At 71.7% G+C, this 17611-nt stretch carries 16 protein-coding genes; 5 read left to right on the forward strand and 11 right to left on the reverse strand.

What is annotated here, in order from left to right:
• From ACZ434_RS03035 to ACZ434_RS03065, 7 genes are all read right to left on the reverse strand, one after another.
• Entirely contained in the window at nucleotides 1-1758 is a 1758-nt protein-coding gene (locus ACZ434_RS03035) for a pyridoxal phosphate-dependent aminotransferase (protein ID WP_468451145.1), read from the reverse strand.
• A gap of 179 nt (nucleotides 1759-1937) precedes the next feature.
• Nucleotides 1938-3176: a multiple monosaccharide ABC transporter permease gene (gene mmsB / locus ACZ434_RS03040; RefSeq protein WP_468451147.1), complete on the reverse strand. Its 1239-nt coding sequence runs from the start codon at nucleotides 3174-3176 to the stop codon at nucleotides 1938-1940.
• Entirely contained in the window at nucleotides 3173-4723 is a 1551-nt protein-coding gene (gene mmsA, locus ACZ434_RS03045) for a multiple monosaccharide ABC transporter ATP-binding protein (protein ID WP_468451149.1), read from the reverse strand. The genes mmsB and mmsA overlap by 4 nt, the downstream gene beginning before the upstream one ends.
• A 32-nt stretch (nucleotides 4724-4755) precedes the next feature.
• Nucleotides 4756-5868 carry a multiple monosaccharide ABC transporter substrate-binding protein gene (gene chvE, locus ACZ434_RS03050; protein ID WP_468451151.1) on the reverse strand — a complete coding sequence of 371 codons (1113 nt, stop codon included), beginning with the start codon at nucleotides 5866-5868 and terminating at the stop codon, nucleotides 4756-4758.
• A 138-nt stretch (nucleotides 5869-6006) separates the two neighbouring features.
• A complete protein-coding gene (locus ACZ434_RS03055; RefSeq protein ID WP_468451153.1) occupies nucleotides 6007-6975 on the reverse strand; it encodes a hypothetical protein in 969 nt (322 codons plus the stop codon).
• Between the two features lie 142 nt (nucleotides 6976-7117).
• Nucleotides 7118-8122, reverse strand: a complete 1005-nt coding sequence (locus ACZ434_RS03060) for a zinc-dependent alcohol dehydrogenase (RefSeq protein WP_468451155.1) — start codon at nucleotides 8120-8122, stop codon at nucleotides 7118-7120.
• A complete protein-coding gene (locus ACZ434_RS03065; protein ID WP_468451157.1) occupies nucleotides 8119-9282 on the reverse strand; it encodes a mandelate racemase/muconate lactonizing enzyme family protein in 1164 nt (387 codons plus the stop codon). The genes ACZ434_RS03060 and ACZ434_RS03065 overlap by 4 nt, the downstream gene beginning before the upstream one ends.
• A gap of 203 nt (nucleotides 9283-9485) precedes the next feature.
• Between ACZ434_RS03065 and ACZ434_RS03070 the strand changes: the two genes are divergently transcribed.
• Nucleotides 9486-10277: an SCO2400 family protein gene (locus ACZ434_RS03070; RefSeq protein WP_468451159.1), complete on the forward strand. Its 792-nt coding sequence runs from the start codon at nucleotides 9486-9488 to the stop codon at nucleotides 10275-10277.
• Between the two features lie 31 nt (nucleotides 10278-10308).
• Here the strand turns inward: ACZ434_RS03070 and ACZ434_RS03075 are convergent, their stop codons facing one another.
• Nucleotides 10309-10752 (reverse strand): MarR family winged helix-turn-helix transcriptional regulator, encoded by a 444-nt coding sequence (locus tag ACZ434_RS03075; RefSeq protein WP_468451161.1) that lies wholly within the window; start codon nucleotides 10750-10752, stop codon nucleotides 10309-10311.
• A gap of 91 nt (nucleotides 10753-10843) precedes the next feature.
• Between ACZ434_RS03075 and ACZ434_RS03080 the strand changes: the two genes are divergently transcribed.
• The 3 genes from ACZ434_RS03080 to ACZ434_RS03090 all read left to right on the forward strand — a co-directional run bounded on the left by ACZ434_RS03080 (nucleotide 10844) and on the right by ACZ434_RS03090 (nucleotide 13234).
• Nucleotides 10844-11866 carry an NADP-dependent oxidoreductase gene (locus ACZ434_RS03080; RefSeq protein ID WP_468451163.1) on the forward strand — a complete coding sequence of 341 codons (1023 nt, stop codon included), beginning with the start codon at nucleotides 10844-10846 and terminating at the stop codon, nucleotides 11864-11866.
• A 93-nt stretch (nucleotides 11867-11959) separates the two neighbouring features.
• Nucleotides 11960-12379 (forward strand): organic hydroperoxide resistance protein, encoded by a 420-nt coding sequence (locus tag ACZ434_RS03085; RefSeq protein WP_468451165.1) that lies wholly within the window; start codon nucleotides 11960-11962, stop codon nucleotides 12377-12379.
• A 51-nt stretch (nucleotides 12380-12430) separates the two neighbouring features.
• Nucleotides 12431-13234 carry an EI24 domain-containing protein gene (locus ACZ434_RS03090; protein WP_468451167.1) on the forward strand — a complete coding sequence of 268 codons (804 nt, stop codon included), beginning with the start codon at nucleotides 12431-12433 and terminating at the stop codon, nucleotides 13232-13234.
• Nucleotides 13235-13282: 48 nt separating this feature from the next.
• Here the strand turns inward: ACZ434_RS03090 and ACZ434_RS03095 are convergent, their stop codons facing one another.
• From ACZ434_RS03095 to ACZ434_RS03105, 3 genes are all read right to left on the reverse strand, one after another.
• Entirely contained in the window at nucleotides 13283-14533 is a 1251-nt protein-coding gene (locus ACZ434_RS03095; protein ID WP_468451169.1) for a pyroglutamyl-peptidase I, read from the reverse strand.
• Between the two features lie 291 nt (nucleotides 14534-14824).
• Nucleotides 14825-15796 carry an aldose epimerase family protein gene (locus ACZ434_RS03100; RefSeq protein ID WP_468451171.1) on the reverse strand — a complete coding sequence of 324 codons (972 nt, stop codon included), beginning with the start codon at nucleotides 15794-15796 and terminating at the stop codon, nucleotides 14825-14827.
• 15 nt (nucleotides 15797-15811) lie between these two features.
• The gene (locus ACZ434_RS03105) at nucleotides 15812-16720 is read right to left on the reverse strand and encodes an SGNH/GDSL hydrolase family protein (RefSeq protein ID WP_468451173.1); all 909 of its coding nucleotides are present in this window, start codon (nucleotides 16718-16720) and stop codon (nucleotides 15812-15814) included.
• Between the two features lie 292 nt (nucleotides 16721-17012).
• Here ACZ434_RS03105 and ACZ434_RS03110 point away from each other — a divergent pair, with 292 nt between their 5' ends.
• Nucleotides 17013-17507, forward strand: coding sequence for a DUF3145 domain-containing protein (locus ACZ434_RS03110; RefSeq protein ID WP_468451175.1), 495 nt, complete (start codon nucleotides 17013-17015; stop codon nucleotides 17505-17507).
• The last annotated feature ends 104 nt before the right edge of the window (nucleotides 17508-17611 follow it).

Consider the following 17611-nt stretch of genomic DNA (forward strand, 5'->3'; position numbering starts at 1 on the left):
TCAGCCCGCCTGGCCCATGCCCGCCGCGCTGGGCCACGCGGCCTGTGCGCCGGGCCAGCCCGTTGCCGGGGCCGTGGAGAGGCCGTCGGTGCCCCTGACCTGGGCGGCGGTCAGGCCGCCGCGGGCCGGGACGCCGGGCGGGGTGAGACCGGAGGGCGGCGGCACCGGAGCGGCCGGTGCGGGTGCCGGGAACGCCGTCGCGGGCATCGGCGCGGGCGGCTGCGGGGCCGGCTCCGGGAACTGCTGGGGCGCGGGCTGGGCAACGGGCTGGGGAACGGGCTGGGGAACGGGCTGCGGCATCTGCTGGGGCGCGGGCTGGGCGAGGGGCTGCGGAACGCCCTGAAGGGCGCCAGGGGGAACGCCCTGAGACACGCCCTGAGCCCCCATGGCCGCCCCCATCGACGCCGCGGCCGGCACCGGCATCCCGCCGGCCGGGTCCCCCGTCACGGTGGACGCGGCGGCGGGGAGCGGCATGCCGGTGCCGGCGGCCGGAGCGGCGGCGAGCCCCGGGGCGGCGACGGCGGCCTGAGCGGCGAGCCCCCGCATGCCCGACCCGTTGGTCTCGCTCACCAGACGGTCCACCGCCGCCGTACCCGAGCTGTAGCCGGTCCCTGTGGCCTGCTCGGGCACGGCGGCTCCCCTCCTGGACGTCCCGTAGAGCACCTGTTCCAGGCCGGACACCAGGCGACGCACGTCCACTTGGGGGCGTACCACGAGACGCAGGAAGCGGCTGGACGAGCCGATCTTGTTGCCGCACTCACGGACCAGGATCCGGTGCTCGGTGAGCATCCGGTCCCGGACCACGGTCCCCTCGGCGCCCACCGGCAGGCGCACAAAGAGGAAGTTCCCCTGGGACGGGTAGACCGTCAGTCCGGGCAGCGAGGAGAGCTGGCCGGACATGTCCATCCGGTCGCGGCGGACCTGGTGGAGGCTCTGGGCGTACTCGGCGCCGTGTTCCTTCAGCATGAACACCACGTGCTCGGCGAAGGAGTTGAGGTTCCACTTGGGGAGCATGGAGCGGATCCGGCCCGCGAGCGCCGGGTTGGCGACCAGATAGCCGAACCGGATGCCGTGCAGGCCGAAGTTCTTGCCGAGGCTGCGCAGCACGATGACGTTGGGCCGCAGCATCGCCTCCTGCACCACGCTCGGTTCGTTCTCCGCGTCGGCGAACTCCAGGAAGGACTCGTCGATCACCACCAGGTCGAGGTCGGCCATCGCGTCCATGAACTGCACGATCGCGTGCTTGTGGAGGAAGCCGCCGTCGGGGTTGTTCGGGTTGCAGACGACGGCGACCCGGGTGCCGCGCGCCCGGATGAACTCCGCGTACTGCGCCAGGTCGAGGGCGAAGCCGCCGGACTCCTGGAGCGGGAACATGTCGACCCGCTTGCCGGTCTCCATGGGCTGGTCGGTCCAGCGGCCGAAGGTGGGGACGGGCACGGCGAGGGACTCGCGGACCAGGAGGTGGTCGATCCAGGTGATGAGCTCCGTCGACCCGTTGCCCATCGCCACGCACTGCGGCGGCAGCCGGAGCAGGCTGCACAGTTCGGCGGTGATGGTGTCGGCGCTGCTCGGGTAGTACGTGATGATGTCGCGCAGTCGGGCCGCCATGTCCTCGAACATGGCGGGGGTGGGGAAGTACGGATTGCAGGGGATGCAGAAGTCCACCGGGCCGGCCCCGTCGCTCTCCCGCGTCAGCGCCGCCATCGACGGACTGTGCGCCGCGGTGCTGCGGAACAACGAGGTGACGTTGTCGGCCATGGAACCTCCGTGTGCGGCGGGCCCGCCGGGGACGTCGCGGGCCCGTCATGCCTGGGTGGCCCGCGCGGGGGAGCACGGGCCACCGAGGAGTACGGAGCGGAGCGCCCCGCCGTTCATTCCATGTGAGGAAGATGTGATGGTGGAGGGAGGTCGGCCGGCGGCCGGTCGGGGCCGGCTGCCTACGAGCCGACCCTGCGCTTGTTCCACACGTCGAAGCCGACCGCCGCCAGCAGCACCAGGCCCTTGATGACCTGCTGCCAGTCGCTGCCGATGCCGACGAGGTTCATCCCGTTGTTCAGCACGCCCAGGACCAGGCCGCCGATGATCGCGCCGAGGACCGTGCCGACCCCGCCGCTCATCGACGCCCCGCCGATGAACGCCGCGGCGATGGCCTCCAGTTCGAAGTTGAGGCCGGCCTTGGGCGAGGCCACGTTGAGGCGGGCGGCGAAGACCAGACCCGCCAGCGCCGCGAGCATGCCCATGTTCAGGAAGACCAGGAAGGTGACCTTCTTGTCCCGCACGCCCGACAGCTTGGCCGCGGGCAGGTTGCCGCCGATCGCGTAGATGTGGCGGCCGATGACGGCGTTGCGCATGACGTAGCCGAAGCCGACGAGCAGCGCCCCGAGGATCAGCAGCACGATCGGGGCGCCCTTGTAGCTGGCCAGCAGCATCGTCACCACGAGGACGGCGGCGGAGAGCGCGACGAGCTTCAGCAGGAACAGCTTGGCGGGCAGGACCTCGAGGGCGAACTCCTGCTGGCGCCGGCGGTCGCGGACCTCCTGGAGCACGACCAGCGCGATCAGGGCCAGACCGAGGAGCAGGGTGAGATTGTGGTAGTTCGTCTCGGGGCCGGTCTCGGGCAGGAACCCGTTGGTGACCTTCAGCAGGCCGTCGGGGAACGGGCCGAGGGTCTGGCCCTCGAGGAAGATCTCGGTGAGACCGCGGAAGGTCAGCATGCCCGCGAGGGTCACGATGAACGACGGTATGCCGCCGTAGGCGATGAACCAGCCCTGGACGGCGCCCGCGACGGCGCCCACCAGCAGGCACAGCACCACGGCGAGCGGCCACGGTATGTCGTTCCTGACCATGAACACGGCGGCCATCGCGCCGACGAACGCCGTCAGTGAGCCGACCGACAGGTCGATGTGGCCGGCGATGATGACGAGCATCATGCCGATCGCGAGGATCAGGATGTAGCTGTTCTGCACGACCAGGTTGGACACGTTGCGCGGCAGCAGCAGGTCGCCGTCGGTCCACACCGCGAACAGCGCCACGATCAGGCCGAGCGCGAACAGCATGCCGTACTGCCGCATGTTGCGGCGCATGCCGTCCAGCACCAGCCGGAGCAGGCCGTCACCGCCCGGTCCGTTCCCGCCCGGCGGCGCGGCTGCCGGGTTCTTGTCGGTGACTGTGCTCATCGGGACACCTCTTTGTCCTTCGTCATCTGACGCATCAGCGCTTCCTGGGAGGCCTCGGCCCGCGAGAACTCACCGGTCAGCCGGCCCGCGGCCATCGTGTAGATGCGGTCGCACATGCCGAGCAGCTCGGGCAGTTCGGAGGAGATGAAGACGACCGCCTTGCCCTGGGCGGCGAGCTGGTCGATGACCGTGTAGATCTCGTACTTGGCGCCGACGTCGATGCCGCGCGTCGGCTCGTCGAGGATCAGCACATCGGGACCGGCGAAGATCCACTTGCTGAGCACGACCTTCTGCTGGTTGCCGCCCGACAACTTGCCCACCGGTTCGAACACGGTCGGCGTCTTGATGTTCATGGAGGCGCGGAAGCCCTCGGCGACCTTCCGTTCCTCGTGCTCGTCGACCACACCGCGCCGGGCGACCTTGCCGAGCGCGCTGAGCGAGATGTTGCGGTGGACGGTGTCGATGAGGTTCAGGCCGTAGTGCTTGCGGTCCTCGGTGACGTACGCGATGCCGTGTCCGACCGCCTCGGGGACGGTCCTCGTACGGATCTCCCGGCCGTCCTTCAGGACCGTGCCGTCCGCGTGCCGGCCGTAGGTGCGGCCGAAGACGCTCATCGCCAGTTCGGTGCGGCCGGCGCCCATCAGGCCGGCGATCCCGACGATCTCGCCGCGCCGGACCGTCAGCGACACGTCGTCGACGACCTTGCGCTGCTGGTCGATGGGGTGGTGCACGGTCCAGTTGCGGACCTCCAGGGCCGGGGCGGTGCCCTCCTCGGGGTGGTGCGGGGTCCGCTCGGGGAAGCGGTGCTCCAGGTCCCGGCCGACCATGCCGCTGATGATCCGGTCCTCGCTGGTCGCGGGGGCCTTCACGTCGAGCGTCTCGATGGTCTTCCCGTCGCGCAGGATCGTCACCGAATCGGCGACCCTGCGGATCTCGTTCAGTTTGTGGGAGATGATGATGGAGGTGATGCCCTGGTCCTTCAACTGCAGGATCAGATCGAGGAGTTTGCCGCTGTCCTCGTCGTTGAGCGCCGCGGTCGGCTCGTCGAGGATGAGCAGCTTCACCTTCTTCGACAGCGCCTTGGCGATCTCCACGAGCTGCTGCTTGCCCACGCCGATGTCGGCGACGCGGGTCTCGGGGTGCTCGTCCAGCCCCACGCGGCGCAGCAGTTCGGCGGCGTGCCTGAGGGTCTCGTTCCAGTTGATGAAGCCCCGGGTGGCGTGCTCGTTGCCGAGGAAGATGTTCTCGGCGAGGGAGAGATAGGGCACCAGGGCCAGTTCCTGGTGGATGATCACGATGCCGTGCCGTTCGCTGGCCCGGATGTCCCTGAACCGGCAGAGCTCCTCCTCGAAGAGGATCTCCCCTTCGTAGCTGCCGTGCGGATGGACGCCGGAGAGGACCTTCATCAGGGTCGACTTGCCGGCGCCGTTCTCGCCGCAGATGGCGTGGACCTCGCCCCGCCGGACGGTCAGGGTGACGTCCGACAGCGCCTTGACGCCGGGAAAGGTCTTGACGATCGAGCGCATTTCCAGGACGGGTCCCGCCATGGTCGTGCCTTCCAGTCAGTGGTGAACGGCGGTCAGTTGAGGTCGCCTTCCTTGATGTAGCCGGAGTCGACGACGACCTTCCGGTAGTTCTCCTCGTCCACCGCGACCGGCTCCAGCAGGAAGGCCGGGACGACCTTGGCGCCGTTGTCGTAGGTCTTGGTGTCGTTGGTCTCGGGCTTCTTGTCGTTCAGCAGCGCGTCGACCATCGCGGAGGCGACCTTGGCGAGTTCGCGGGTGTCCTTGTAGACGGTCATCGACTGCTCGCCGGCGATGATCGACTTCACCGAGGCGACCTCGGCGTCCTGGCCGGTGACCACCGGCAGCGGCTTGTCCGCCGTGCCGTAGCCGTCCGACTTCAGGGAGGACAGGATGCCGATGGAGATGCCGTCGTACGGGGAGAGCACCGCGTCGACGCGGTCGCTGCGGTAGGCCGCGGTGAGCACGTCGTCCATGCGCTTCTGCGCGGTGCCGCCGTCCCAGCGCAGCGTGGTGACCTGGTTGAGCTCGGTCTGCCCGGACTTGACGACGAGTTGCTTCTTGTCGATGTAGGGCTGCAGGACGTTCATGGCGCCCTGGAAGAAGTAGCGGGTGTTGTTGTCGTCGTTGGAGCCGGCGAACAGCTCGATGTTGAAGGGGCCCTTCTCGCTGCCGTCCTTCAGGCCGAGCTTCTCGACGATGTAGGTGCCCTGGAGCTCGCCGACCTTCTCGTTGTCGAACGAGGCGTAGTAGTCGACGTTCTCGGTGCCGAGGATGAGGCGGTCGTAGGAGATCACCGGGATGTCGGCGTCCTTGGCCTGCTGGAGGACGTTGTTCATCGACTTGTTGTCGATGGCGGCGACGATCAGCGCGTCCACGCCCTGGGTGATCAGGTTCTCGATCTGCGAGACCTGCTGGTCGGGGTCGTCCTCCCCGTAGACCAGCTTGGCCTTGTAGCCCTTGGACTCGAGGTCCTTGACGACGTTGTCGCCGTCGGCGATCCAGCGCTCGGAGGACTTGGTCGGCATCGCGATGCCGATGGTGGCTCCCTCGGAGCCGCCCTTGTCCTCCTCGCTGCCGCCCTCGCTGTTCTGGCCGCAGGCGGTCAGGGTGAGGGCGAGGGAGGCGGCCGTGGCCGCGGCGGCGAGTGCGGCTCTGCGATTACGCATGATCAACATCCTTGGTGTGTGGGCGGCATCGGTCGGGACGGTGAGGCGTGTGCGGGGGGTCGAGCCGGTGGGTCGCGAACGGTTGTGTGGGATTGTGCGCGACTGTGTCTGCTTCTGTGAAGTCGAGTTTCCGAAGTGTTATGACGGGACGTCGAACCGGCTGAGCTGCCCCGGGAGCCGTGTGCCGAGCGGCGCCATGTCACCGCCCGCGCCATGGCGGGCCAGCAGGTCCAGGGCCAGCCGGCCGCGCCGCACCCGCTCCTTCGCGGTCGCCAGGGTCAGCTCCCGCAACTGGTGCCCGTACGGGTAGATCCCGGGCGCCTTCGCCAGGCCGAACTTCAGATACAGCGGGGCGCCGCGCCGGATCAGCTCGGCGACCTCGTACATCCGCACATAGCCGCCCAGGTCGTCCGGGGCCTCGATGTACATGTCCATCGGGGCGGCCGACACCCGGCGGATCTCCGTGAGATGGGTGAGCGTCAGGTCGCTGGGCACGTTGATCGAGTCCGCGCCGAGCCGCTCGTAGACCGCGTACGAGGCCGGGTTGACCGGCCCGACGAGCGCCGAGACCTTCAGGGTGGTGTCGGCGGGGAGCAGCCCGGCGGCCCGCGCCCGGTGCAGCGTCCACAGCACCCCCTCGTCCGCGACCAGCAGGCACCTGACGCCCAACTCCGTGGCCCGCACGGCGTCCTCGACACAGCCGGCGACCGCGTCGTGGCCCCGGGCACGCGGTCCCGCGCCGCGCGAGTCGGTCCGGGTCGAGCCGCCGGTGTCCCAGGTGCCGCGGGGGCCGGTGAACAGGCAGAGCTCGATGTCCCGCTCCGCCGTGGACTCGACCATCTCGGTGATCTCCGCGTCGGTCAGCATCCACACACCGCTGCCCTGGCTGATCCGGTGGATCGGCACATCCAGGCGCGCGGCCTCCTTCAGTACCACCGCCAGCGCCTCGGGCCCCTCGCACGAGGGGATCTCGGTACGCCAGCGGCCACCACCGGGGAAGGCGTACGGCGAGGAGTCGACGGGGTCGGGGGCGGGCGCGCTCAGTCCGAGCGCGGCGAGCGCCCGCTCGCCGGGCCGGCGGGGCGCCTGGGCGGAAGCGTGGGTCACAGGGTGTCCTTCGTGTTCGGTATGTCGTACGGGGTTCGGGGCTCGGGGCGCGCGGGCCGGCCGGGTCCGCGACGCGGAGGGGGCGCGGGGCCGGGGTGCACCGGTACGGGGGCCGTCGGGTCGCCCCCGCACCGGTGCGCGGTCAGGGACGCAGCAGGACCTTGCCGACCTTCGGGTCGCCCGAGCCCACCAGCGCGATGGCCTCCGCGAAACCGGTGAGCGGCAGCTCGTGGGTCACCAGCGGCAGCGGATCGAGCAGCCCGGCGGCGAAGACCCGCACGGTGTGCGCCCAGGCGGCCGGCGGCGCGCCGAAGACGGTGTGCACCTCCAGCTGCCGTACCACCAGGTCCGTCGGGTCGAGCCCGTCGGCGCCCGGCGCCGGGATCCCGGTCAGCACCAGCCGCCCCCCGCGCCGCGGCAGCGCGGCGGCCGTACGGGCCGCGTCGGCCGAACCGGCGGTCTCGATCACCACGTCGAAGCCGTCCGGGAGCGGCTGGTCCCTGGTGCGGAAGCCGGTCGCCCCGAACCGCCGCGCCAGCGCCTCCCGGTCGTCGCGGGTCCCGACCACCAGCAGTTCGGCGGGGGAGGACGCCCTGAGGAACTGCACCGCGAACATGCCGAGCGTGCCGGTGCCGACCACCGCCACCCGTTCACCGGGCACGGCGTTCGCCTTCAGCGCCGCGGCCGCGATACAGGCGGCCGGCTCCAGCAGCGCGGCGGCGCTCAGGTCGGCGTCGTCCGGCAGCACGTGCAGCAGCCGGGCGGGCAGGGTCAGTGTCGGGGCCATGGCGCCCGGCCGGGTGAACCCGGTCTCCTCGTACCCCGCCGAGCACAGCGTCGTCTCACCGGCGTGACAGCGGTCGCACACCTGGCAGTTGCGGAACCCCTCACCGACGACCTTGCGGCCGAGGAGCGCCCCGGGCACCCCCGCGCCCACCCGCTCCACGGTGCCGGACCACTCGTGCCCCGGCGTCAGCGGGTAACGCACGTACCCCTCGGGCCGGTTGCCCTGGTACACCTCGCGGTCGCTGCCGCAGATGCCGACGGCGTGGACGCGGACGAGCGCCTCGCCGGGCGCGGGGTCGCGCGGCTCGTGCGGGACCAGGCGGTGCTCGCCGGGTCCCTCGACGACGACGGCGGTGCTCACCGCGTGCCCTGCGGCCTGCGCTGCTCCCAGCCCTCGGCCCACAGGTCGAACCGGGCCTGCTGCTGCGGGAATTCGGCCGCCGCGTCGACGTCCAGCTCCACGCCGAGGCCGGGGGCGTCGGAGAGGTGGAAGCAGCCGTCCTCCGGGTTCACCCGCGGCGCACCCCGGACGACCTTCTTGATCTCCGCGTCCGCGAAGTCGTTGAAGTGCTCCAGGATCTTGAAGTTGGGGGAGGTGAAACCGACTTGGAGGGAGGCGGCGGTGAGCACGGGGCCGCCGACGTTGTGCGGCGCGACGAGCATGTAGTGGGTCTCGGCGGTCGCGGCGAGCTTGCGGGTCTCCCAGATGCCGCCGATGTGGCCGACGTCCGGCTGGAGGATGTCGACCGCCTGGCTCTCGAACAGTTCGCGGAACTCGATGCGGTCGTGGATGCGTTCGCCGGTGGCGAGGGGCATGTCGACCTTCGCGGCGACCTTCTCCAGCGCCTTCAGGTTCTCCGGCGGCACCGGCTCCTCCAGCCAGGCCGGGTCGAACGGTGCGAGCTCCCTGGCGAGGCGGACGGCGGTGGCGGGGGAGAAGCGGCCGTGCATCTCCAGCATCAGCTCGGCGTCGGGGCCGATGGCGTCGCGCACCGCCTCGATCAGCGAGACGGCGTACAGGGTCTGCCGGTGGTCGAGTTCGAAGTGGCCGGTGCCGAACGGGTCGATCTTCAGCGCCCGGTAGCCGCGTTCCATCACCGCCTGCGCGGCCTTGTGGTACGCCTCCGGGGTGCGCTCGGTGGTGTACCAGCCGTTGGCGTACGCCTTGACCTTGTCGGTGACCTTGCCGCCGAGCAGCTGCCAGACGGGGACGCCGAGGGCCTTGCCCTTGATGTCCCAGCAGGCCATCTCGACGACCGCGATCCCGGACATCACGATCTCGCCCGCGCGGCCGTAGTCGCCGTACTTCATCCGGCGGACCAGGTCCTCGACGGCGAACGGGTCGGAGCCGGCGACGTGGTTGGCCTCGGCTTCCTTCAGATAGCCCAGGAGGGCGTCGGTGTGGCCCAGCATCCGGGTCTCGCCGACTCCCGTGATCCCCTCGTCGGTGTGCACCTGGACGTAGGTCAGGTTGCGCCACGGCGTCCCGACCACGTGTGTGCTGATTCCGGTGATGCGCACGGCAGTTCGCCCCTCGCTGTGTTCGATATTTCGGCACACGTTCGAAATGCTGGCGTGACAGTAAGGACGGCGTGGCGGGGGTGTCAATGGGTCGCGCGCACAACGGTTTCGGCAGATGAGAAACCTTTGGGCAATGGTTCGCACCAAACCTTCACAGCAAGGCCTAGGAACCGGACCGTAGCGGAACCTAACCTTCCCGCGTCATGGACTTTTGCCACCCGTGCCGACGGCACCTCAATGGCGCGCTGGCCTGCCCCGGTTGCGGCACGCCCGTCGAAACGCTCCGCGCCCGGCAGCCCCAGGAGCCCGCCGCGACACCGGGGTACGAGGACGGGCCGGACGGAGCCGCGGAGGACGCCGCGGAGGCCGCCGGGGAACCCGTCGCCGGGCCCGGCGCCGCGGAGTCCGACGGCTACGGCGACGAGGCGCCGCGCGGACGGCGGGCGGACCGGCGCCGGGGCCGCGAACCGGCGGGCGGGGACCCCTCGGCGGGGCAGAGCCGACGGGACCGCAAGGCCGCCGCGCACCGCCGGCGGCGCAACCGCACGCTGATCGTCGCGGCGGGCTTCGTCCTCGCGGCGGGCGCCCTGAGCCTCGCCGAACTCGGCCTGGAGGAGCCCGGATCGAAGCCGGAACCCGCGACGGCCGGGGAGTCGCCCGACGGCGGCTCGGCGGAGGTGGAGACGACCGCGCCGGAGACCGGCGCCGCACGCGCGGAGACACCCGGAGAGACCCCGGGTCCCGGCGCGTCCGACTCGGCGTCGGCGTCGGCTTCCGCGTCCCCGGAGGACGAGGAGTCGCCGACGGCGGAGGAGACCGAGGAGGAGGCCCCGGCCGCGCCCGCGGACGTGCCCCCGGCCGACCCGGCGACACCCCCTCCGGCGGAGCCGCCGGCGGAACCGGAGAGCCCCGAACCGGAGCCGACCACCAAGAAGCCCGAACCGGAGCCCGAGCCCTCGGAGACGTGCGACCGTTTCCTGTGGTGGTGCACCTGAGCCGGGCCGGTGCGGCGGGGCGCGGCGGCGCTCAGTCCGTGCTCAGCATCCTGCGCAGCGCGTCCCGCAGCGCCACCCTCTCCCCCTCCGAGAGCCCCGCGAGCGGCTCGCGCGCGAACCGCAGGGACTCCTGAAGGCTCCGCGCCACCCGGCGCCCCTCGGCCGTCGCCGCCGCCAGCTTCACCCGCCGGTCCGCCGGGTCCGGGCGGCGCTCCGCCAGGCCCCGTGACTCCAGGCGGTCCACGATGCCCGTGACGTTCGACGGTTCGCACTTCAGCCGCTGCGCCAGCTTCCGCATCGGCAGCGGCTGAAGGGACAGCAGGCTCAGCAGCCGCGCCTGGGCGCCCGTCAGCGCGTGACCGGCCGCGGCCTCCTCGTACTCCTCGTGGTAGCGGGCCACCACCGAACCGATGAGTTCGACGACCTCGAGAGTGAGGGCGTCGGGGCGGCTGGGCGTGTCGCGGGGTGTGGCCATGCTCTCCAGGGTACCCACTTGCTTGACATCCTGAAATATTCAGCCGCATGGTTGTTTCAGGTAGTGAAACATTCCAGGAAGGTGCCCGCTCATGTCCGACGCCCCCACGCCCCCCGTCACCGGCCGCGAGTGGCAGCTGCTGAGCCGGCCCGTCGGCTGGCCGAAGCCCGAGGACTTCGCCCTCGTCGAGGCGGAGGTGCCCGCCCCGGGCGAGGGCCAGGTGCTGGTACGGAACGAGTACCTCTCCGTCGACCCGTACATGCGCGGCCGGATGAGTGCCGCCAAGTCCTACGTCGCCCCCTACGAGCTGGGCAAGGCCATGCAGGGCGGCGCCGTCGGCGAGGTCGTCGCCTCGAACGCCGAGGGGATCGCCGTCGGCGACCACGTCCTGCACTTCTTCGGCTGGCGCGAGTACGCCGTCGTGGACGCGAAGAACGCCGTCAAGGTGGACCCGGAGGCCGCGCCCCTCTCCACGTACCTGGGCGTACTCGGCATGACCGGGCTCACCGCCTACGCCGGCCTGCTGCGCACCGCCTCCTTCAAGGAGGGCGACTCCGTCTTCGTCTCCGGTGCCGCCGGCGCCGTCGGCAGCCAGGTCGGACAGCTCGCGAGGCTCAAGGGCGCCTCGCGGGTGATCGGCTCCGCCGGCTCCGACGAGAAGGTGAAGCTGCTCGTCGAGGAGTACGGCTTCGACGCCGCCTTCAACTACAAGAACGGCCCCGTGAGCGAGCAGCTGCGCGCCGCGGCCCCGGACGGGATCGACGTCTACTTCGACAACGTGGGCGGCGACCACCTCGAGGCGGCCATCGGCTCCCTCAACCGGGACGGCCGGATCGCGGTGTGCGGAGCGATCTCCGTCTACAACAACACCGAGCCCGCGCCCGGCCCGCGCAACCTCGCCCGGCTGATCCAGACCCGTGGCCGCATCGAGGGCTTCCTCGTCGGCGACCACTACGACCTCCAGCCGCGGTTCGTCCAGGAGGTCGGGCCGTGGGTCCGCTCGGGCGAGCTGAAGTACCGCGAGACCGTCGTCGAGGGCATCGAGAACAACCTGGAGGCGTTCCTCGGGGTCCTGCGCGGCGACAACACCGGGAAGATGATCGTCAAGCTCTGACGCTTCCCGGGATTTCCGTCATGCGGTAACTTCTTTCCGAAGCCGTCGCGGTCGTGGGCGCGAGCCGCGACGGACCGAGGAGGAACGCACCGTATGCCCATCCAGCAGACCGACGTCCTGTACACCGCCGTCGCGACCGCCGAGAACGGTCGCGACGGACGGGTGTCCACCGAGGACGGCACGCTCGACCTGATCGTCAACCCGCCCGAGGGGATGGGCGGCAGCGGCACCGGGACCAACCCGGAGCAGCTCTTCGCCGCCGGCTACAGCGCCTGCTTCCAGGGCGCCCTCGGAGTGGTCGCCCGCCAGGAGGGCGCCGACGTCTCCGGCTCGACGGTCACCGCACGGGTCGGCCTCGGCCGGAACGGGGACGGCTTCGGCCTCATCGTCGAGATCGCGGCGCACATCCCGGACGTGGACGCCGCCACCGCGCGCTCCCTCGCCGAGGCGGCCCACCGGGTCTGCCCGTACTCCAAGGCGATGCGCGGCGACGTCACGGTCACGCTGGTCTGACCCCGGCCGCCTGCCCGCGGCGGCCGCCGCCCACCCCGATACAGTGCTCCCATGCGCGATCTCGGGGTGGGTTTCCGGTACTTGCTCAAGGGCCACAAGTGGGTGGCCCGGCACGGCAAGCAGTACGGCTTCGGCCTGCTGCCGGGCCTGATCACACTCGTCCTCTACGCGGCCGCGCTGATCGCCCTCGCCCTGTGGGGCGCCGACCTCGTCACCTGGGCCACCCCCTTCGCCGACGACTGGTCCGACACCTGGTCCGGCCTGTTCCGCGGCCTCCTCACCGTCGTGCTCTTCGCCCTCGGCCTGCTGCTGTCCGTCCTCACCTTCACCGCGATGACCCTGCTCATCGGCCAACCCTTCTACGAGAGCCTCTCCGAGAAGGTCGACCGGGACGTCTCGCCCGACGGCACCGCCCCCGAGTCCGACCTGCCCCTGCTGCGCGAGCTGTGGATCTCGGGCCGGGACAGCCTCCGCATCGTCGCCCGCGCCCTCGTCTGGGCCGTGCTGCTGTTCGCCCTCGGATTCATCCCGGTGGCCGGCCAGACCGTCGTCCCGGTGATCGGCTTCTTCGTCACCGGGTTCTTCCTCACCGAGGAACTCACCGCCGTCGCGCTCCAGCGCCGCGGCGTCGAACTGCGCCAGCGGCTCGGCCTGCTGAGGTCGCGCAAGACCCTCGTCTGGGGCTTCGGCACCCCCCTGGCGGTCGCGTTCCTCGTCCCCTTCGTCGCCGTGTTCCTGATGCCGGGCGCGGTCGCCGGAGCCACCCTCATGGCCCGCGACCTGCTCGGCGAGGAGACGGCCGAAGACGGCGCCGGGGCGCCCGGCGCGTCCGAGGAGCAGGGCGTCACCCGGTGACGGAGCCGCTCGCCGGCGCCGTCACCACCGTCCCGGCCGGCCGCGGGGTCAGCCCCGCGTCCGCTCCGTCGCACCGACCGCCACGCTCACGATCGACCGGACCTGGCCTATGATGTCGAGCCGGTTGCGCACGAACTCGGGGTCGGTGACCTCGGTGGTGTTCCCGGCGCCGAACCGCAGGACGGGCGTGTGCACATGCCCGCCCGGCAGCTCCTCGCGCAGCCCGAGCCGGTCACGCAGCAGCGTCGCCCGGTAGGCGATCTCGTTGGACAGGTAGTCCCCGCCGCCGCCGGCACGCGCCGTCGAACCGGGCGTCGGCCCGTCCGGCCGGACGACCGGCTCGCCGCCTCCCGCCGGGATCTCCGTCACGGCGGTGTTGTCGTACACGGGGAACCGTCCGGTGTCCGCGGCGACGATCTCCGCGTACGGCAGCGTGGTCGACGTCCACTGCGGCTGCGAGGCCGGGTCGGTCACCGGGACCGTCTCCGTGCGGCCGATGTTCTCGTTGTCCCCGAAGCCGCCCCGCCAGGCCCCGTTGGTGCGCTCGATGTCGAAACGGCCCTCCCGGCCCTGGCTCACCGTGGCGAACAGGTCGACCTCCGGCAGATGCGGCCGCAGCGCCCGCTCCACCGTCCCCTCGGTGAAGTCCCGCCAGCGCACCGGGAACACGGCCGTCTCGACGCGCGCCGGACCCTGCGGCGTCTCGATCACCGTGCCGTCCAGGGCGAGCGCGACGGCCCCCGACGGGTTGGAGATACGGATGTCCCGGTCCAGGGTGAACGGGTCGAAGCCGGTCACCAGGACCCGCTTCATCCCCTTGCCGTGCGGAAACCGTACGTCGCCCTGCCCGCGCGAGGCCCGCTCCAACGCGTCCAGCAGCCGCGCCCGTTGCCCGTCCCCCAGCCGGAAACCCGGATCCCAGGCGCGCAGTTCACGGGTCATGCCGAGCCGCGCCCAGTACAGCGGCCGGTCGTCGTCCCGGCTGAGGTCACCGGCGGCCGGACCGCGCCCCTGCGCCCGGTCGACGGCCCGGCGCCACAGCCGCGTTCCCTCGCGTACGACGGCACGCCGGGCCTGGGCGTAGGAGTGTGCCCGGTCCAGGGCGCGGGCGAAGTCCGGTGCCGCGGCGTCGAATCCGGAGCGGCGCAGGATCTCCTGCGGGGCGGCCCCGTCGAGCCGGCGCTCCTCGACGGTGGGGCCCGGCGCGGTGCCGGCGGCACTCGCCGTGGTCGTGGGGGCGGCGAGACCCGTCAGCAGGGCCAGACCGAGGACACCTATGCGAACACGTAGGGAGTTCAAGGGGGTTGGGGCCTTCCGTCGTCGTGGGGGTACGGATGGATGCCGGAGTCCGCAGTATCGCGCGCCCGGAGTGGATCACGCCATGGGGCGATCACCCGGGGCCCCGGTCCGGACGGGACGGAAAACAGATGTGAAAGGTTCGTACGGGATTGAAGCGGGCAGTCTGATCGGGGGCCACCGGACCACGGCGGAGGTTACCGTCGGTCCGGGAAGTGCCCGCATGAGCAGCCCCGGCCCGGGACCCTGACCCCGGACCGGGGCTCATGCGCGTGCGAGGCCCGCCGGCGGGGCCTACCGCACCGAGAAGCCGTACACCGTCTCCGAACGGAACACCTCGCCCGGCCGCAGCACCGTGCTCGGGAACTCCGGACGGTTGGGCGAGTCCGGGAAGTGCTGGGTCTCCAGCGCGATGCCGGCCCCGGGCAGGAAGGGCTCCCCGATGTGGTCGGCGGTGTAGAGCTGCATCCCGGGCTCGGTGGTCGCCACCGTCAGCACCCGGCCCGACGCCGGGTCGTACAGCTCCGCCACCTCCTCCGGCGTGCGGGTCACCCCCTTGTCGAGCACGAAGTTGTCGTCGTACCCGGTCCCGGCCTTACGGGCCTCGCGGAAGTCGAACCGGGTGCCGGAGACATCGGCGAGCTCACCGGTCGGGATCAGCTCCGCGTCGGAGGGGGTGTAGCGGGACGCCGCGATCCGCAGCTCGTGCCCGGCCGCGCTGCCGGAGCCGGACAGGTCCCAGTACGCGTGGTTCGTCAGGTTCACGTGCGTCGGCGCGTCCGTGACCGCCTCGTAGGCGATCCCCAGCGCCCCCCGCTCGTCCAGCGTGTACGTCACCGAGACCTCCAGCCGTCCCGGGAAGCCCCCCTCGCCGTGCGCGCCGACCAGGGAGAGACGCAGGCCGTGCTCGACCGGGGCGGCGTCCCACACCCGCTTGTCGAAGCCCCGTTCACCCCCGTGCAGCGAGTTCGGCCCGTCGTTCGGTTCGAGGGCGTACGTGTACCCGTCCAGGAGGAAGCGCGCGCCCGCGATCCGGTTGGCGTACCGGCCGATCAGGGCGCCCAGGAAGGGTTCAGGATGCCGGAGATAGCCGTCCAGGCCGGAGAACCCCAGCACCACGTTCCCGGTCCGCCCGTCCCGGTCGGGCACCTCGACGTCCTGCACGATCCCGCCGTACGACAGGATCCGCACCCGTACGCCCGCCCGCTCCAGAGTCCAGCGGTGCACCGGCGTGCCGTCGGGAAGTGTGCCGATGAGTTCGTTCATGTGCGGAACAATAGGTCACGGCCTCGTCGCCGTGACCGTCCGGTACGCGATCTCCGCCAGCTTCGCCTGCCCGTCGACGCTGGGATGGAACCAGTCCCACTGGCTCAACTGCCCCGTGCCGAACCGGTAGTCGTGCACCGCGCCACCGTCGAAGCGGCAGCGGCGGTCCTCGGCGCAGACCTCCTCGAGCACCTCGTTGTAGTCCTCCACCCGGCTGTGCACCGTCTCGCGCCGCTGCGTCGCCGCCGCGTCCAGCGCGTCCGCGTCGCCCAGCATCGACGGGCAGATGCCCAGCTTCCACACCTGCTTGCCCAGCGCGCTGGTCCGCCCCTGCGACCACAGCCGCTTCAGGTCCGGCACGCTCGCCACGTACACCTGGGTCTTCGGCAGCGCCTCGCGCAGGGTGCGCATCGCCTCCCGGAAGCCGGCGCGGAAGTCCGCCACCGGGGTCATCGCCGACGTGGTCTCCCGGCAGGCGTCGTTCGCCCCCGCCATCACCGTCACCAGCTCCGGGGAGCGCCGCACCGCCCGCGCCATCTGCTCCGGCAGATCCGCCATCCGGGCCCCGGTCACCGCGTAGTTCCAGCTCCGCTGCTCCGCCCCGGCCCGCCCCAGCAGCCGGACCGCGAGACTGTCGACCCGCTCACTGCCGCCCGTCGCCCACGACACCTCGGGGCAGTCCGACAGCACCGCGCACGCGTCGAAGCCCGTGGTGATCGAGTCGCCCACGGCGGCGACCGAGTCCGGGCGGGTGTCCCACACGGGCGTCGGCTTCGGGGACGGCCGCCCCTGCTGCGCCGCCGTGCCGGACGGGGCGGGGGAGTCGCCGCCGACCGCGTCGCAGCCCGCCACGCCGAGCGCGGCGGCCGCCACCACCGCGGCCACGGCCCGTGAGCGGAGCCCCCTCCGCGTCGCCTGCTCCATCCGTCGCCTCCCCGCGCCGTACCGGTGTGTCCGTCCCCAACCCTTAACAACGCACGGGAGTTCCCGCCCGTCCGAAGCACCCGTCCGAAGCGCACCGCAGCGCCCGTCCGAAAGCGACACCGCCCACCCGCACAGGCGTCCTGCCGGGTGAATGACGAGCGTTTCCCGGCACCAGGACGGACGGTACGTCACACTCCTTGCGCCGTCGCACGGTAGCCTCGCCATCAACGTGGCCTGCGGGCCACGGCCGTTCCGCCCGATCCAAGACGACCCGCTCAGCCCGGAGGTTCCGGTGACGACTCGTGGAGTTCTGTACGTGCACTCCGCGCCCCGCGCGCTGTGCCCGCACGTCGAGTGGGCCGTCGCCGGGGTGCTCGGCACGCGCGTCAGCCTGGACTGGATCCGCCAGCCCGCGGCCCCCGGCACCTGGCGCTCGGAGTTCTCCTGGCAGGGCCGGCCCGCCACCGCCTCCCAGCTCGCCTCCGCGCTGCGCGGCTGGCAGATGCTGCGCTTCGAGGTCACCGCCGAGCCCTTCGCCACCACCGAGGGCGAGCGCTACAGCTGCACCCCCGACCTCGGCATCTTCCACGCCGTCACCGGCGTCCACGGCGACATCCTCATCCCCGAGGACCGCCTGCGCGCCGCCCTCGTCCGCTCCCAGACCGAGCAGACCGACCTGGAAGCGGAAATCGCCAAGCTCCTCGGCAAACCCTGGGACGACGAACTCGAACCCTTCAGATACGCAGGCGAGGGCGCCCCGGTCCGCTGGCTCCACCAGGTGGTCTGAAAGGGGCGCGGGGCTGTGCCGATATGCGGCTCCGCCGCGTGGGCGCAAGGGGGGGTCGGGGGCGCAGCCCCCGGGAACGGGACGGGAAGGGGCGGCGGGGGCGA

The organism is Streptomyces sp. NPDC030893, assembly GCF_055571535.1.

Excerpts from the sequence above, each read along its gene's own strand:
- ACZ434_RS03100 (WP_468451171.1), bottom strand. The coding sequence starts at position 15,796 with ATGAACGAACTCATCGGCACACTTCCCGACGGCACGCCGGTGCACCGC.
- ACZ434_RS03075 (WP_468451161.1), bottom strand. The coding sequence starts at position 10,752 with ATGGCCACACCCCGCGACACGCCCAGCCGCCCCGACGCCCTCACTCTC.
- ACZ434_RS03035 (WP_468451145.1), bottom strand. The coding sequence starts at position 1,758 with ATGGCCGACAACGTCACCTCGTTGTTCCGCAGCACCGCGGCGCACAGT.
- ACZ434_RS03080 (WP_468451163.1), top strand. The coding sequence starts at position 10,844 with ATGTCCGACGCCCCCACGCCCCCCGTCACCGGCCGCGAGTGGCAGCTG.
- mmsB (WP_468451147.1), bottom strand. The coding sequence starts at position 3,176 with ATGAGCACAGTCACCGACAAGAACCCGGCAGCCGCGCCGCCGGGCGGG.
- chvE (WP_468451151.1), bottom strand. The coding sequence starts at position 5,868 with ATGCGTAATCGCAGAGCCGCACTCGCCGCCGCGGCCACGGCCGCCTCC.
- ACZ434_RS03090 (WP_468451167.1), top strand. The coding sequence starts at position 12,431 with ATGCGCGATCTCGGGGTGGGTTTCCGGTACTTGCTCAAGGGCCACAAG.
- ACZ434_RS03085 (WP_468451165.1), top strand. The coding sequence starts at position 11,960 with ATGCCCATCCAGCAGACCGACGTCCTGTACACCGCCGTCGCGACCGCC.
- mmsA (WP_468451149.1), bottom strand. The coding sequence starts at position 4,723 with ATGGCGGGACCCGTCCTGGAAATGCGCTCGATCGTCAAGACCTTTCCC.
- ACZ434_RS03105 (WP_468451173.1), bottom strand. The coding sequence starts at position 16,720 with ATGGAGCAGGCGACGCGGAGGGGGCTCCGCTCACGGGCCGTGGCCGCG.
- ACZ434_RS03070 (WP_468451159.1), top strand. The coding sequence starts at position 9,486 with ATGGACTTTTGCCACCCGTGCCGACGGCACCTCAATGGCGCGCTGGCC.